The following is a 15,094-nucleotide window of genomic DNA, read 5'->3' as shown; positions in this document are numbered from 1 at the left end:
CCGCGGCGAGGACAGGATGGTCGGAAAATGCACACTGCCTTAGCCTTGCAACACGCCCTGCGCCTTCCCACATCGCAGCGCATGGGAAAGCCGAGCCTTTATCAGCGATTGCGGTCAAACGCGCAGGTGCGCTCCGGACTGTTTCTCCTCGGCCTTCTGCTGATGGTTGCAGCGCCGATCCTCGGCCCGCTGCCGGGCCCCGGCTTCATCATCCTCTTTCCCGCCGGGTTGATGCTCAGCCTGCAGAACAGCCCCTGGGCCAAGCGCGTCTATGTGCGCTTCAAGCGGCGCCATCCGCGCTATGCCGCATGGACCGACCGCGTCATGCGGCGGGCGAGCGCGGCACGGCGCCGCGCGCGCGAGGCGCTGGAAAAGGCGTCCAATGGCGATTGACTTTGCGCCGACTCTCGCTTATCCGCGCCCCCATTGGCGGCCGCCTGCGATTGGCGGCCCTTTTTCGTTGCAACGATTGAAGAGATTTTGGGGATTTCGCGATGAAGCGCACCTATCAACCAAGCCGCCTCGTGCGCAAGCGCCGTCACGGCTTCCGCGCCCGCAAGGCCACCGTCGGTGGCCGCAAGGTCCTTGCCGCCCGCCGCGCGCGCGGCCGCAAGAAGCTGTCGGCCTAAGCGCCGACGCTTCGGCGCCAGCGATGCTGGTGCGAACCCTTACCAAACGCAGCGAATTTCTGGCCGCAAATCGCGGCCTTCGCTTTCCCATGCCCGGCTTTGTCCTGCTCGTCCGCCCGCGCGGCGACGAGGATGCGGATATCGGCATCGGCTATACCGTCAGCAAGAAGGTCGGCAATGCCGTCACCCGCAACCGGATGAAGCGCCGGCTGCGCGCCCTCGCGCGCGCCGCGCTGCCCGAATCGGGAATTTCGGGTGCCGATCATGTGTTGATCGGCCGCCCTGGCGGCAACGATATCGTCTTTGCTGAATTGGGCGAGCATCTCGCCTCGGCTCTGAAGCGGGCTGCAAAGAAGTTGGCGAAATGAGCGGCCCCCGCGCACCTGCTCCGATCGAGGCTGACGGTGATGGCGGGGGGTGCGCGGGCAGCCGGTTTGGTTTTCGGCAGTTTTCCAGGATTTAATGATGATCGCCCGCCTGTTCGTCCTGATCGCGCGCGCTTGGCAACTCGGTCCGTCGCGCCTCCTGCCACCGACGTGTCGATATGCGCCCTCGTGCAGCGAATATGCGATTATCGCCCTGCAGCGCCACGGTGCGATCAAGGGTGGCTGGTTGGCGACAAAGCGGCTATTGCGCTGCCACCCTTGGGGCGGGCATGGCCATGACCCGGTTCCGTAACGGCCGATTCCCGACATTTTGAGACGAAGAGAGACCGAAGAGCGTGGACGACAAGCGTAACCTGATCGCGGCAATATTGTTGTCGGCAGCCATCCTGCTGGGGTGGAATTTCGTCGCCGACCGCTTTTTCCCGACGCCAGCCAAGCCCGACGTAACCACGACCGTCGCCGGAAGCGACGGCGCGGCACCAGCCGTCACGCCTTCGACACAGGGACAACCGAGCGCTCTGCCCGTACCCGCCGCCGCCGCGCCCGCCGCGCAGACGATTCGCCCGGTCGAGGCGGTGCTCGCCGAGGGGAACCGCATTCCGATAGAAACGCCGGCACTTTCCGGGTCGATCAACCTTGTCGGTGCGCGCATCGACGACATCACCTTGACCAAGTACCGCCAGTCGATCGACAAGGACGCGCCGCCAGTGCGTCTATTCGCACCTGGCGGGACACAGGCCGCCTATTTCGCCAGCATTGGCTGGTCGGCACAGGACATTGCCGTGCCGGGCGCCGCCACAATGTGGACCGCGAACGGCGCCAAGCTGACCCCGGAAACGCCGGTGACGCTGAGCTGGACGAACGGAACCGGCCAGACCTTTCGCATCGAATACAGTATCGACGAACATTATCTGATCACGGCAAAACAGACCATCGCCAACATGGGGCCGGCAGCTGTCAGCGCGAGCAGCTATGCGCTGATCGACCGGCTCGGCAAACCGACCGATCCGCACGAGCAGGACAGCATAACGATCCACGTCGGGCCGACCGGCTATCTCGACGGCAAATCGGTGTTCGACACGGATTATGACGATCTCGAGGAAGCACCGAGCCGCACCGTGCGCTACAATTCCGCTGGCTGGCTCGGCTTCACGGACAAATATTGGTTGGCCGCGATCGTCCCCGCGAAGGGCGAGCGCGTGACGGCGGCGATGAGCTCGCCCGCCGCAAACAATTATCAGACCCTGTTCGCGCGCGACTTTCGCCAGATCGCCCCCGGCAGGCAGGTGACGACCACAAGCCGCATCTTCGCGGGCGCGAAGGAAGTCTCGACGCTTCAGAGCTACGAGAACGACCAGGGCATCACCCGCCTGTCGAACGCAATCGACTGGGGCTGGTTCGAGTTTTTCGAGGTGCCGATCTTCAAGCTGCTCGACTGGCTGTTCAAGCAGGTCGGCAATTTCGGCGTCGCAATCATGATGCTTACGCTGATCATCCGCGTCCTGATGTTCCCGATCGCCAACCGGCAATTTTCATCGATGGCGCAGATGCGCCTCGTCCAGCCGAAGATGAAGGCGCTGCAGGAACGCTACAAGGACGACAAGCCGAAGATGCAGCAAGAGCTGATGAAGCTCTACAAGGACGAGAAGATCAATCCGCTCGCGGGCTGCCTGCCGATCCTGCTCCAGATTCCGATCTTCTATGCGCTCTACAAGGTGCTGATGCTGACGATCGAGATGCGGCACCAGCCGTTCATCCTGTGGATCAAGGATCTGTCGGCCCCCGACCCCTTGCACATCCTGAACCTGTTCGGGCTGCTCCCCTTTACGCCGCCGTCGATCCTGTCAATCGGCGTGCTCGCACTGATCCTGGGCGTTACCATGTGGCTGCAGTTCCGCTTGAACCCGCAGGCGACCGACCCGGTACAGCAGCAGGTGTTCAAGATCATGCCGTGGCTGTTCATGTTCATCATGGCGCCCTTCGCGGCCGGGCTGCTGCTTTACTGGATCACCAACAACATCCTGTCGATCGGGCAGCAGCAGTGGATGTACCGCAAATTCCCTGCGCTGAGAGCGGCACCGGCCAAGTGAGCGGCCATCGGGGAACCCATGATGGATGAGAGTGCGGCGACCGACCGTCCCGAGCGGGCGCGTAAACTATTCGCGGGGCCGATCGCCTTTCTGAAATCGGCCCCTGCGCTCCAGCATCTGCCCGAACCTTCGGTGCCCGAAATCGCCTTCGCCGGGCGATCAAATGTCGGCAAGTCGTCGCTGCTCAACGCGCTGACAAGCCGCAACGGGCTCGCGCGAACTTCGGTGACCCCGGGGCGGACGCAGGAACTCAACTATTTCGACGTGGGCGCTCCGCTCGTGTTCCGGCTCGTCGACATGCCAGGTTATGGCTTTGCCAAGGCGCCCAGGGATGTCGTCAGGAAATGGCGCTTCCTCGTCAATGATTATCTGCGTGGACGGCAAGTGCTGAAACGCACGTTGGTCCTCATCGACAGCCGCCACGGGATCAAGGAGGTTGACCGCGAAATATTCGAGATGCTCGACGTTGCCGCGGTCAGCTATCGCCTCGTCCTCACCAAGGCCGACAAGGTCAAGGCGAGCGACCTCGCCGCGGTTCACGCTGCGACCGAGGCCGAGGCGCGCAAACACCCCGCTGCACATCCCGAAGTGATCGCAACGAGCAGCGAAAAGGGCATGGGGATCGCCGAACTCAGGACCGCCGTGCTCGAGGCGGTGGAGAGTTGACGAAACGCCTGTCCTCCAGCAAGCGGGTGAGAAATCGGGAGATCCCATGAAACTGTTCCTCGGCAACAAGGCCTATTCGAGCTGGAGCCTGCGCGGCTGGCTCGCCGCAAAACATAGTGGGCTGGCGTTCGAGGAGGTCACCGTTCCGCTGTACGACGAGGATTGGTCGAACCGCCGCGAAGGCGACGAATTTGCGCCCTCGGGGGGCAAGGTGCCGATTTTGTGGGACGGCGACGATATCGTCGTTTGGGACAGCCTCGCCATTATCGATTATCTGAACGAGAAAACGCAAGGCGCGCGTGGATACTGGCCCGAGGATATGGCAGCGCGGGCAATGGCGCGGTCGATGGCGGCTGAAATGCATTCGAGTTTTGCAGCGCTCCGCCGCAGCCACAGCATGAATATACGGCGCATCTATCCCGCGGCCGAGCTTGCGCCCGACGTGCAGGCCGACGTCGTGCGGATCATGCAGATCTGGGCCGAGGCGCGCGCGCGCTTCGGGGGCGAGGGGGATTTTCTGTTCGGCGAATGGTCTGCCGCCGACATGATGTTCGCGCCCGTCGTTACCCGCTTCATCACTTATTCGATCCCCCTGCCGCGTTTCGCGCTGCCCTATTGCCAGGCGGTGATCAGCCACCCGCACGTGCAGGAATGGATCGGCGGTGCACAGGCCGAGGATTGGGTGATCGAGGCATTCGAGGGACCTGTAGAGGGCTAGGGCAGCCGCTTTACGGGATAGGGCGTGCCATCCTTGCGCGTATAACCCTCGGGCGTGAAGAGCATGTCGATGTCCGAGTAGCCGCCGCCAGTGTCGTACTTCTTGCCCCCTCCGAGCGCGACGAACACGCAGTCGGTATCCGATTCATTGATCAGGTGATGACCGTTGGTAGTGCCTTTGGGCCAGACCGCGATATCGCCTGGGCGCATCGGGGTGCGACCGTCGTCCTCGATCAACACCGCTTCACCCGCGATCATGACCAGCATTTCGTCCTCGCCATTATGCCAGTGACGCTGCGACGACCAGGCCCCCGGCTTGAGGACAACATGGCTCGCGGAAAAATCCGAAAGACCCGTAACGGGGGCGAGGCGGCGGTACCAGCGCCCCTCGACCGCCTGGTCGAAGGGTGCGGGATAGCCGGTGGCGTTGGTCTGCGGGATGGCGTGGAGGTCGACCTTGGGCATGTGAATCGCCTTTCTCTGTTCTCGCTTTGTTTGCACAGAAGCGGCGCAATGCAAAGCCTCGACTTGGCATGGCGCGAACGGGTAAGGAAATGGCATGACCCATGGCATCGACCCCCTTGACCTTGCAAAAGCGCTGATCGCAGCCCCCAGCGTCACCCCCGCGACCGGCGCGGCGTTCGACGTGCTGGAGGGTGCGCTGACCTCATTCGGCTTCGCCGTCGAGCGGTTCATCGACGGGATCGAGCCCGATGGCCCGGTCGAAAATCTGCTAGCCGTCAGGCGAGGCAAGGGACCCGTCCATTTCGGCTTCGCCGGACATCTTGATGTCGTTCCTCCAGGGGTGGGGTGGAGCGGCGATGCCTTCGTCCCCGAGGTGCGCGGCGAACTACTCTACGGGCGCGGCGCCGTCGACATGAAAGGGGCCATTGCGGCCTTCGTCGCGGCTGCCGCCGCGACTCCGGCCGAGGCGGGCACGATCAGCCTGATCATCACCGGCGACGAGGAAGGGCCCGCGGTGTTTGGGACCCGCGCGCTGATAGAGCATATGGACGCGCGCGGCGTCCGCCCCGACATGATCCTTGTTGGGGAGCCGACTTCGGCGCAGCGGCTCGGCGACACGGTCAAGATCGGACGGCGCGGGTCGGTCAATATCTGGATCGATGTGCCCGGTACGCAGGGGCATGTGGCCTATCCGCACCTCGCCGACAATCCGATCCCCAAACTCGTGCGGATCCTCGCTGCGATCGACACGGTAACACTCGATGAGGGAACTCAATGGTTCCAGCCGTCAAACATCGAGTTCACCGACATCGAGGTCGGCAACGGCGCGACCAACGTCATCCCTGGCTCGGCGCGGGCACGGCTGTCGATCCGCTTCAACGACCAACATCGGGGCGCTGAGTTGATTCAGATGATCGAGCGTATCGCGCACGATGTAGAACCCGGCGCAAAGGTCGTCGGCAAGATTTCGGGTGAAGCCTTTCTGACCCCGCCTGGCGAGCTATCGTCGCTGATCGCCGAGGCAATCCATGCCGAAACCGACCTTCTGCCCGAATTGTCAACGACGGGCGGCACGTCTGACGCGCGCTTCCTTCACGCGCTCTGCCCGGTCGTCGAGTTCGGGCTGACCAACGCGACGATGCACAAGCTCGATGAGGCGGTGGCGGTCGAGGATCTACACAGGCTCACCGCCATTTATCGCGGTGTGTTGATGCGCGCCTTCCTCTAATCCCCACGCTCGCGCCGCAGGATCACATAGACCGCCCCCGCGCCGCCGTGGCTGATATGCGCGGGGCGTAGCGCGACGATCTGGTCGGCGTGCGGCGAAGCGGCAAGCCAGTCGGCGAGCGAGGCACGGATCGCACCGCGGGGGCGCGGTTCCCCGTGCATCTGCGGCAGCCGGTCGGCACCCGGGCGCAGCCGACCCGCGACGACGAGCAGCACACGCGCGCCGCGGATCAGCCCGCGACCGATTGCCTCGTTGAGCAGCTCCTGCGCCGAGGCGAGCGTGTGGCCATGAAGGTCGATGCTCATGTCGGGCCGGACATGGCCCTTGCGGAGCCGCCGCTCCCAGTGGCTGTCGAGCGTGGCCGCCTGATGGCTGCGCCGCGGCGGTGGCAGGGACGACGGTTTCCGCGGTGCCCCAGGGGCGGCCGGGGCGCGCGATGCGGGCTTGGGTGGACGGACGGAGGGCGGTGCTATCGGCGGAACCCTCGCCGGTCCTTTTGCGAGCGGTCGGACCGTCGCCGCGACCTTCTTCCACAGTGCAGCCTCGTCGGGGTCGAGCCGGCGCGGCATCGTCAGAACCCTTGCGGCACCAGCCGCGCGACGCTGGCGCGGGGCAGCAGGAGGAGCGCTGAGCCGCGCGCCGACATGCCGCCCGCAAGCGCGCGCGCTTCGTCACCCGCACCCCAGAAGCTGTCGAAGCGATTGGCGCCCTTGATCGCCCCGCCGGTGTCTTGCGCGATCCATAAGCCATTGGGTTCGGCGCGGTCGAGCGAAAGGAACACGGGGGCGCCGAGCGGTACAAATTTGGGATCGGCGGCAAGGCTGACACGGCCTGTCACCGGCACGCCGAGTGCACCGAGCGGACCAGGTCCGGTGAGCTCGCGAAAGAAGACCCAGCTTGGATTCTCGTTCATTACTGCCGCGCCGCGCACCGGGTCGGCGCGCAGATAGTCGAGGATGCCCTGCATCGACGCCTGCCCGGGCTGAAGCTCGCCGCGGTCACGCAGCAGCTTGCCTATGCCGACATAGTCGCGGCCGTTCTGGCTGTCGTAGCCGATGCGCATGATGCTGCCGTCAGGAAGCCGCAGACGCCCCGAGCCTTGCACCTGGAGGAAGAAGAATTCCGCAGCGTCCGCCGCCCATGCGATTTCGAGCCCGCGTCCTTCGAGCGCGCCGCGCTCGATCTCCGCCCGGTCGTAATAGGGGACGAAACTGCTGCCTTCGACGCGCCCCCGGATCTTCTTGCCCAGCAGCGCCTGCGAAAAGAGCCCAAGGTCAACGTCGATCAGATCGGCCGGCCGGCGATAGATCGGAACGTCATAGCCCGGCTGCTTCGCCCGCGAGGCGGCTATCTCGGGCTCGAAATAGCCGGTGACGAAGGCGGCGCCCGCCCCCACCTGCACCGTGCCGAAATAACGGCTGAAGAAATTGCCCGCGTCCTGATCGGGCCAGCCTGTCGCCGCAGCGCAGCTTTCGGCCCATTCGCCGGCCTGGGTCAGGCCGCTCGTATCGGCCCGGCGCTGCACCGACGGGCAGCTGAGGCGGAAGGCCTTGAGAGCGGCGGCCGCCTGCTCGGGCCTGATGCCGAGTTCATTAAATTCAGGGCCAGGGACGACCCCCGCCTCGGCGGCCGTGGCCGCGCTCTCCGGCGCCGATGGTGCGGGAAGCGGCGGATTCGGCGTTGCCGCGATGGGCTGTGCTGCCGCCTCCTGCCCGGTAGAGGGGCGCGCCGTATAAGGGCGGGGGGCGTCGGCGAGGACTGGTGCGCTGGACGATGGCGATGTCGGAGCGGCCGGGATCACCGACGCGCAGGCCGAGAGCAGGGGCAGCGCGGCAAAAAGGGCGAATTGGAAAACGGGCGTGCGCCGCGCACCGCCCCTCGCGGTGGCCGGCACCGACGTCAGGCCGATTCGGCTTCGTCGAGCAACCAATTGGGATCGCGGCTGCCGATCGTGCGGCGGAAGGTCCACAAATCGTCGGTCTGCGCCGCGTCGCTCATCGAACCTGCGATCATCCGGCCTTCGGCATCGCGCGTCACGGCACTGATCCCCGCCTGATAACGCACGGTGATGCGGGCCTCGCCGCGCTGGACAGAAACTGCGGTAATCTTCGCCGAATCAATACCGACGAGGCGGTTTTCGAGCCGCTCACCGCGCGCCTCCCGCGCCTCGATCGCGTCGACAAAAGCCTGATAACTATCGTCGTCGCACAGATCGCGGAGCGTCTCGCGATCGCCCGTCCAATAGGCTTCCAGAATCATCCGGTAGGCCGCCTCGGCCCCCTCGACGAAGCGGCCGGCATCGAAATGGCGGTCGCTTGCGAGCAGGGCACGCAGTCCGGCTTCGGCGGCGGGTTCGTAGACAAGCTTCGAGGGATCGGCGGCCGTACCCTGCGAAACGGGCACGGCGTCGGCATCGTCGAGACGCAGCGGCGCAGGCGCGGCGCGTTCGTCGCGGCGCGGCAGTACCGGCTCCTGCTCGTGCCCGGTGCGCTTGCCGAGGACCGAATAGAGCCGCATGCCGAGAAAGGCGGCGATCATGGCGAGCAGAACAATCGAAAAAGCGGTCACGGGCAAAGGTCCAATGCGGCGAGAATAGGTTTCGGTGTCAACATAGGCGATGCACCGTCATGTTTCAAATATCCCTTGGCCCCGGCCCCGTGACAGGTCAACGCCCTGCGCACGCGCGGGTTGCGGCAATCCGTGCCGCGCGCGGGGCGGGCAGCCCCATTGTGCTGGCGGCAAGCGGCTGCTAAGCGCGCCCGCAATGCGCGCGCGCTGCCTCGTCAGCGCGGCTCCCATACCTTGCGTTTCCAGCGAAAGAGCGATTCATGGCCGACGAAACCACCCCCGAATTCAAGCCCGAAACCCTCAGCAATGGGGAAGACAACAGCCCTGCTATCGGCCTGATCTCGCAATATGTGAAGGATCTTTCGTTCGAGAATCCGAACGCACCTGCGGCTTATCAGTGGCAGTCGGCGCCGCAGATGGACGTACAGTTCAACATCAGCGCAGAAGGAGTCGGTGAGAATCTTTTTGAGGTCGTACTCAAGATCGACGTGACCTCGAAGGCGGACGAAGGCGCCCTCTTCGTCATCGAGCTCAAATATGCCGGCCTGTTCGGCGTTCGCAACGTGCCCGATGATCAGCTCCAACCCTTCTTCCTTGCCGAAGCGCCGCGCATCCTGTTCCCGTTCGCGCGCCGCGTGGTCGCCGACGCTGTGCGCGACGGCGGCTTCCCGCCGCTGCTCCTTGAGCCGATCGACTTCCACGGCCTGTTCATGCAGCAGCTGCAGGCGCAGCAGGGCGAGGGTCAGGGCGAAATTCCCGCGCCCGTTGGCGAGGCCTGAGGCCCATTGCCCCCATCGTCATTGCGAAGGCCGCGGGTCCGCGGCAATCCAGAGCGGCTCGGCGCCGCCCTGACCGGCGTTGCGCCATTTGACCTGAGAGCCCGCGACGAAAGCGAAGGGCGTGCGATGACGAAATGGTCTGGCCGTTCGCCGTGGCGCCGCCTGCCCGCCGCGCCATGAGCAGCCTGGTCAAGAGCGTCGGGACGATCGGCGGGCTGACCCTGGTCAGCCGGATCTTCGGCTTCGTGCGCGACATGCTGCTCGCGCGCGTGCTCGGTGCCGGACTGGCGGCGGACGCCTTCCAGCTCGCCTTCACCCTTCCCAACACCTTTCGCCGCCTGTTCGCCGAGGGTGCCTTCTCGGTCGCTTTTGTCCCCATGTACAGCCGCGCGCTCCACGGCGCGCAGGACGAGGAAAGCGGCGAGGCCGCGGCGGCACGCTTTGCGGACGATGTACTCGCCGTATTTCTGTGGGTATTGCTGGCCTTTTCAGCAGTCATGATGGTCATCATGCCAGGGATCGTGTGGCTGCTCGCGCGCGACTTCCAGGATGTGCCGGGCAAGTTCGAACTTGCAGTGTTCCTGAGCCGGGTGACCTTTCCCTATCTGGGGCTCATCAGCCTCGTCGCGATGCTGTCCGGGCTTCTCAACGCGCGCTCGCGCTTCGCGCCGGGCGCCTTTGCCCCGGTGTTGCTGAACGTGCTTCTGATTTCCGGTATCATCACCGGGTGGTGGCTGCGCGGCGACAGTGCCGACGACCGTATCGTGGCGATTGCCCTGGCAGTGTCGGTCAGTCTCGCCGGGGTAGCGCAGCTTGCCTATCTGCTCTGGGCAGTGCGCCGCGCCGGGCTCCGGCTTCATTGGCGGCTGCCGCGCCTTACGCCCGAGGTCCGCAAGCTCGGAATGTTGATCCTGCCCGCAACTTTCGGCGCCGGAATCTATCAGGTCAGCCAGTTCGTCGATACCTTCTTCGCCACTTCGCTGCCGCAGGGGTCGCTAACGCTGCTCAAACTCGCCGATCGGCTAAACCAGATGCCGCTTGGCATCGTCGGCATCGCACTGGGCACCGCAATCCTGCCTATGCTGTCACGGCATATCCATGCAGGCGACGGCGCAGAGGCGCAGCGATTGCAAAGCAACGCGTTCGAGATGGCGACCCTGCTGACGTTGCCCGCGGCGACGGCGCTGGCAATCTGCGCGCCCGCCTTCACTTCCGCCTTCTTCGTCGGCGGAAAATTCACGGCCGCCGACGGCGCGATCATGGCAAATATCGTTGTCGCGCTCGTCGCGGGCCTCCCGGCCTATGTGATCGTCAAAATATTGAACCCCGGCTTCTTTGCGCGCGAGGACACGCGGACGCCGGTCTGGACCGCCCTCGCGTCGCTGATCATCAACATCGCGATTAACCTCTATGTCGTCGAGCGCTACGGAATTGTCGGGCTTGCCGGGGCAACGGCAGCGTCGGCGAGCATCAACTGTCTGCTCCTCTACACCATCCTCCACCGGCGCGGCTGGTTCCATTTCACCGCGCGGCTCGCGGGGCGCATCGTCCGCCAACTTGTTGCGGTGGCGGTGATGGGAGCGCTCCTCTGGTGGATGATGCCCATGTTCGCGGACCATTATGGTGGCACGGCGTTCGAGCGCGCCTGGTCGCTTGCCGCGCTCGTCGCTGCCGGAGGCGCGGCCTTCTTTGCCGCCGCTTTCCTAGTCGGCGCGCTTGACAAGGATCTCCTCGCCATGCTGACGCGGCGGCGCGCTCGCGGAAGAGCGGCGCCGACACAGGAGTAGACCATGCGGATCGTTTCGGGCATCCAGCCCACTGGAAACTTGCACCTCGGCAATTATCTGGGTGCGATCCGCAACTGGGTGCGAATGCAGGACGATGCCGCCGCACAAGGCGGTGAATGTCTTTTTTTCCTCGCCGACCTCCACGCGATCTCGATGCCGCACGTGCCCGCCGAGTTGACCGCAAACACGCGCGCGATGACCGCCGCGCTCGTCGCCTGCGGGATCGACCCCGACCGCTCGACCCTGTTCAACCAGGCACGCGTTCCCGCGCACGCCGAAATGCAATGGCTCCTGAACGGCACCGCGCGCTTGGGTTGGCTCAATCGGATGACGCAGTTCAAGGATAAGTCGGGCAAGAACCGCGAGGGTGCCTCGGCAGCACTTTATACCTATCCGGTGCTGCAGGCGGCCGACGTACTGCTCTATCAAGCGACGCACGTCCCGGTGGGCGAGGATCAGAAGCAGCATCTCGAGCTTGCGCGCGATATCGCGCAGAAGTTCAACAATGACTATGCGAGCCCCGAAGCCCCGGTCTTCACGCTGCCCGAAGCGATCATTCCGCCGGGGGCAGCGCGAATCATGAGCCTGCGCGACGGATCGGCGAAAATGTCGAAATCAGATCCCTCCGACATGAGCCGGATCAACCTGACTGACGACGCCGATATGATGATGCAGAAGGTGAGGAAGGCGCGCACCGACCCCGACGTACTCCCGTCCGAAGCCGCGGGGCTCGAAGGACGGGCCGAGGCGCGCAACCTCGTGGGCATCTATGCCACGCTCGCCGATATGAGCGTCGATGCGGTGCTTGCTGATTTCGCCGGTCAGGGCTTTGGCGCGTTCAAGCCGGCGCTCGGCGAACTCCTGGTCGAGAAGCTAGCGCCGATCAATGCGCGCTTCGTGGCGCTCAAGGACGACCATCAGGCGCTCGATGCCATTCTCGACAAGGGCGCTGGGAAGGCACGCGCTCTTGCAAAGCCGACGCTCGATGCCACCTATGATGTACTGGGCCTGTGCCGTTGATCGACCGCTTAGCCGGAACTGTCCGGGAACAAAGCTGCGACGAACCGGGTTCAACCAAGGTTAAGTCGCACTGGCTTAGTCATGGTATAAAGCGCGGGTAAGTTCGCGTACCGAATCACGGAGCATGACAATGAGCAAGATCACCTTCAGGCGCCTTGGCCTCGCTGCCATAACCGGTGCCGCATTGGCGCTCGCCGGCTGCGCGACACCGTTCAAGGCCGACGTCGCGCGCTTCCAGACGCAGCTTCCCGCCCCGCAGGGCCAGAGCTTCACCGTCGAGGCGAGCAACCCCGCACTCGACGGCGGGATCGAATTCGGCCAATATGCCAATCTCGTCGCAGGCGAACTGACCCGCTACGGTTATCGCCCTGCCGCGCCTGGCGAGAAAGCCGATCTCATCGTCCATATGGATTATGGGATCGACAAGGGCCGCGAGCGCGTGGTGTCCACGCCGGGCTTTCGCGACCCTTGGTACGGCGGCTGGTACGGCCGCGGCTTCTATCGCCCGGTCATCGTACGCGGGCGTCACGGCCGCCGCTACGTCGCCGGCTATTACGATCCCTTCCTGTGGGGCGGATTCGGGCCCGGCTGGGGCAATAGCGACGTGTCGAGCTACACCGTTTATACGAGCGACCTCAACCTGCGCATCGACCGCGCTTCTGACGGCTATCGCCTCTTCGAGGGCCGCGCAGAGGCACAGTCGCGCGACAACGACCTCGTCGACATTGTCCCCAACCTGATCCAGGCGATGTTCACCGGCTTCCCCGGCAATTCGGGCGAGAAGGTCCGCATCACGGTGGCGCCGCCCGAAAAGGGCTGACCCGATCAGCTTCAGATTGGAAAAGCCCGCCTTCCACACCGAAGGCGGGCTTTTTCATGCCATGCATGCCGGATCGACAAACCCATGACCGGGACGGGAATCTCGTCCCTCCTCAAGGTCAGCTGTTCAGGCTCCGCCGAATGGCCGCGATTTCAGCATCGAGTTCACTGTCGGTGACGCGCAGCGCCTCAACTGTACGCACGGCGTGGATCACTGTCGAATGGTCGCGCCCGCCGAAACGACGGCCGATTTCGGGATAGGAACGCGGCGTCAGTTCTTTCGCCAGATACATGGCGACCTGTCGGGGCCGAGCGACCGCACGGACGCGGCGCTTGGAGGCCATCTCGGCCTTGTCGAGCCTATAATGGGCGCAAACCGCGCGCTGGATCTCGTCGATCGTGATGCGCGGGCGCGCGCTGCGCACATTTTCGGCGAGCCGGTCCTCGGCGAGTGTCAAGTCGACGCGCGCGCCGGTAAGGGCGGCGTAGGCGAGCAGCTTGTTGAGCGCGCCCTCGAGCTCGCGGATGTTGCGCGTGAAATGCTTGACCAGATAGGCGACGACATCGTCCGGCACTTCGACCATCGGCATCGCCGCGAGCCGTTGGCGAATAATGCGTTCGCGTAGGTCATCCTCGGGCGCCTCGATATCAGCGACAAGCCCGCCCGAAAGCCGCGAGAGCAGCCGCGCCTCGACTCCGTCGAGCATCGCCGGCGGGCGGTCTGCGGTAACGACGAGGCGTTTGCCCGCGGTCATCAGATCGTCGATCGTGTGGAGCAATTCCTCCTGCGTCGAATTTTTCCCGATCACGAACTGGAGATCGTCGAGCAGCAGCAGATCGGCCGCGCGCAGCCGCGTCTTGAATGCCATCATGTCGCCGCCGCGCATCGCGCCGACGAACTCGAGCATGAACTTCTCCGCCGACATCAGAATGATCGTCGCCGCGGGATCGATCGCGGCATAGCTTTGCGCAATTGCGTGCAGAAGGTGCGTCTTGCCCTGTCCGGTTCCGGAGCAGAGATAGAGAGGATTGAACTGCGGCACCTCGGCCATGGCCATCCGGCGCGCGGCATTGGCCGCCAGGATGTTCGAGCGCGCGACGACGAAGCGGTCGAAGCTCAGACGGGCATCGAAGGGCGAGGCGGCCGCGGGTGTCATCGCCGAGGGCGGCTGGAGGCCGGGCAGCGATGGCGCAGGTGTCATCGCCGCGACACTGCGCTCCGAGCTTGCAGCCCCGGCGCGAACGAGGACCGAGCGTACCGCAGGCAGATGATGCCGCCACGCAAGTTCCAGCCGGTCGCCGAATCGCTCATTGATCCAATTTGCCGAAAAGCGGCTCGGGGTTTCGAGGGTCACCACCCCCGAGAGCGAACAATAGTCGGCAAAGCGCACAGGCTTTAACCAATGATCGAACGTGCGGACGCCGAGGTCGCGGCGCAGCCCTTCGGCGACCCGCGGCCAGAGCGTTGCGGCATCGCCGCTCATCGCCCTGTTTCCCGCATGGCCGTCATGTCTGCTCCCGCTTTCTGTCACTTGCGCCGCCCCCTTCGGTCCCCGGTCGCCGCCGCGCCCAGCCGCCCCACGCGTTGATCCTCCGCTCGCGGCAAGCGCAAGCGTCCCAAGCGGGACAAGCCCGAAGGAGCCGAATCATGTTCATGTGGCGGCCGTCGGCGAAGGCCAACGACCCCCTTGTCTAGGCAGGAGAAGGAGAGAGGATCAAGGCCGCGAGGTGTAAAAAATCGGAAATAAAATTCTTGACTCGCGGCACCCCTTGGAAAAGCGAGTATGGGGTAATTACTGCAGAATTTTCAAATACTTATGTGGGAATTTATTCTGGCGCCCAAACGAATCGCGATGAATCCGCTACTTACCGCGCTGCAACAGACATGCGTTTCGCCGGACAATAAAAAAGACCCGCCGGGGCCACCCGGCAGGTCTTTG

At 64.6% G+C, this 15,094-nt stretch carries 17 protein-coding genes; 12 read left to right on the top strand and 5 right to left on the bottom strand.

Annotation, left to right across the window (positions count from 1 at the left end; translation table 11 throughout):
- Positions 1-81 precede the first annotated feature (81 nt).
- From LH20_RS00085 to LH20_RS00055, 7 genes are all read left to right on the top strand, one after another.
- Positions 82-393: a PGPGW domain-containing protein gene (locus LH20_RS00085; protein ID WP_053552462.1), complete on the top strand. Its 312-nt coding sequence runs from the start codon at positions 82-84 to the stop codon at positions 391-393.
- A 101-nt stretch (positions 394-494) separates the two neighbouring features.
- Positions 495-629 carry a 50S ribosomal protein L34 gene (gene rpmH, locus LH20_RS00080; protein WP_003046693.1) on the top strand — a complete coding sequence of 45 codons (135 nt, stop codon included), beginning with the start codon at positions 495-497 and terminating at the stop codon, positions 627-629.
- A 23-nt stretch (positions 630-652) separates the two neighbouring features.
- On the top strand, positions 653-997 hold the full coding sequence (rnpA, locus tag LH20_RS00075) for a ribonuclease P protein component (protein WP_053552461.1): 345 nt from the start codon (positions 653-655) through the stop codon (positions 995-997).
- A gap of 97 nt (positions 998-1,094) precedes the next feature.
- Positions 1,095-1,307, top strand: a complete 213-nt coding sequence (gene yidD / locus LH20_RS00070) for a membrane protein insertion efficiency factor YidD (RefSeq protein ID WP_053552460.1) — start codon at positions 1,095-1,097, stop codon at positions 1,305-1,307.
- Between the two features lie 43 nt (positions 1,308-1,350).
- Positions 1,351-3,105 carry a membrane protein insertase YidC gene (yidC, locus tag LH20_RS00065; RefSeq protein ID WP_053552459.1) on the top strand — a complete coding sequence of 585 codons (1,755 nt, stop codon included), beginning with the start codon at positions 1,351-1,353 and terminating at the stop codon, positions 3,103-3,105.
- A 21-nt stretch (positions 3,106-3,126) separates the two neighbouring features.
- Complete coding sequence (gene yihA / locus LH20_RS00060) at positions 3,127-3,771, top strand: ribosome biogenesis GTP-binding protein YihA/YsxC (RefSeq protein ID WP_053552458.1); 645 nt, start codon at positions 3,127-3,129, stop codon at positions 3,769-3,771.
- A gap of 46 nt (positions 3,772-3,817) precedes the next feature.
- Entirely contained in the window at positions 3,818-4,489 is a 672-nt protein-coding gene (locus tag LH20_RS00055) for a glutathione S-transferase family protein (RefSeq protein WP_053552457.1), read from the top strand.
- Here the strand turns inward: LH20_RS00055 and LH20_RS00050 are convergent.
- Positions 4,486-4,953 carry a cupin domain-containing protein gene (locus LH20_RS00050; protein ID WP_053552456.1) on the bottom strand — a complete coding sequence of 156 codons (468 nt, stop codon included), beginning with the start codon at positions 4,951-4,953 and terminating at the stop codon, positions 4,486-4,488. The genes LH20_RS00055 and LH20_RS00050 overlap by 4 nt on opposite strands.
- A 94-nt stretch (positions 4,954-5,047) precedes the next feature.
- Between LH20_RS00050 and dapE the strand changes: the two genes are divergently transcribed.
- Positions 5,048-6,181: a succinyl-diaminopimelate desuccinylase gene (dapE, locus tag LH20_RS00045; protein ID WP_053552455.1), complete on the top strand. Its 1,134-nt coding sequence runs from the start codon at positions 5,048-5,050 to the stop codon at positions 6,179-6,181.
- On the opposite strand, the gene LH20_RS00040 is transcribed toward dapE, so the two are convergent.
- From LH20_RS00040 to LH20_RS00030, 3 genes are all read right to left on the bottom strand, one after another.
- Positions 6,178-6,750, bottom strand: a complete 573-nt coding sequence (locus LH20_RS00040) for a Smr/MutS family protein (protein WP_053552454.1) — start codon at positions 6,748-6,750, stop codon at positions 6,178-6,180. The two genes, dapE and LH20_RS00040, sit on opposite strands and share 4 nt — an antisense overlap.
- A gap of 2 nt (positions 6,751-6,752) precedes the next feature.
- Complete coding sequence (locus LH20_RS00035) at positions 6,753-7,982, bottom strand: murein transglycosylase A (protein ID WP_083455532.1); 1,230 nt, start codon at positions 7,980-7,982, stop codon at positions 6,753-6,755.
- 98 nt (positions 7,983-8,080) lie between these two features.
- A complete protein-coding gene (locus LH20_RS00030; protein WP_144423469.1) occupies positions 8,081-8,749 on the bottom strand; it encodes a Tim44/TimA family putative adaptor protein in 669 nt (222 codons plus the stop codon).
- 260 nt (positions 8,750-9,009) lie between these two features.
- Here LH20_RS00030 and secB point away from each other — a divergent pair, with 260 nt between their 5' ends.
- The 4 genes from secB (at position 9,010) to LH20_RS00010 (ending at position 13,155) form a co-directional block, all read left to right on the top strand.
- On the top strand, positions 9,010-9,528 hold the full coding sequence (secB, locus tag LH20_RS00025; protein ID WP_053552452.1) for a protein-export chaperone SecB: 519 nt from the start codon (positions 9,010-9,012) through the stop codon (positions 9,526-9,528).
- Between the two features lie 176 nt (positions 9,529-9,704).
- Positions 9,705-11,315: a murein biosynthesis integral membrane protein MurJ gene (gene murJ / locus LH20_RS00020; RefSeq protein WP_053555972.1), complete on the top strand. Its 1,611-nt coding sequence runs from the start codon at positions 9,705-9,707 to the stop codon at positions 11,313-11,315.
- 3 nt (positions 11,316-11,318) lie between these two features.
- Positions 11,319-12,335, top strand: a complete 1,017-nt coding sequence (trpS, locus tag LH20_RS00015; RefSeq protein ID WP_053552451.1) for a tryptophan--tRNA ligase — start codon at positions 11,319-11,321, stop codon at positions 12,333-12,335.
- A gap of 124 nt (positions 12,336-12,459) precedes the next feature.
- Positions 12,460-13,155 carry a DUF4136 domain-containing protein gene (locus LH20_RS00010; protein ID WP_442800443.1) on the top strand — a complete coding sequence of 232 codons (696 nt, stop codon included), beginning with the start codon at positions 12,460-12,462 and terminating at the stop codon, positions 13,153-13,155.
- Positions 13,156-13,273: 118 nt separating this feature from the next.
- On the opposite strand, the gene dnaA is transcribed toward LH20_RS00010, so the two are convergent.
- Entirely contained in the window at positions 13,274-14,638 is a 1,365-nt protein-coding gene (gene dnaA / locus LH20_RS00005) for a chromosomal replication initiator protein DnaA (protein WP_053552449.1), read from the bottom strand.
- Positions 14,639-15,094: the final 456 nt, after the last annotated feature.

This window comes from Sphingopyxis sp. 113P3 (genome assembly GCF_001278035.1).
Taxonomy (GTDB): domain Bacteria; phylum Pseudomonadota; class Alphaproteobacteria; order Sphingomonadales; family Sphingomonadaceae; genus Sphingopyxis.
This window is presented reverse-complemented; position numbering and strand designations above follow the sequence as displayed.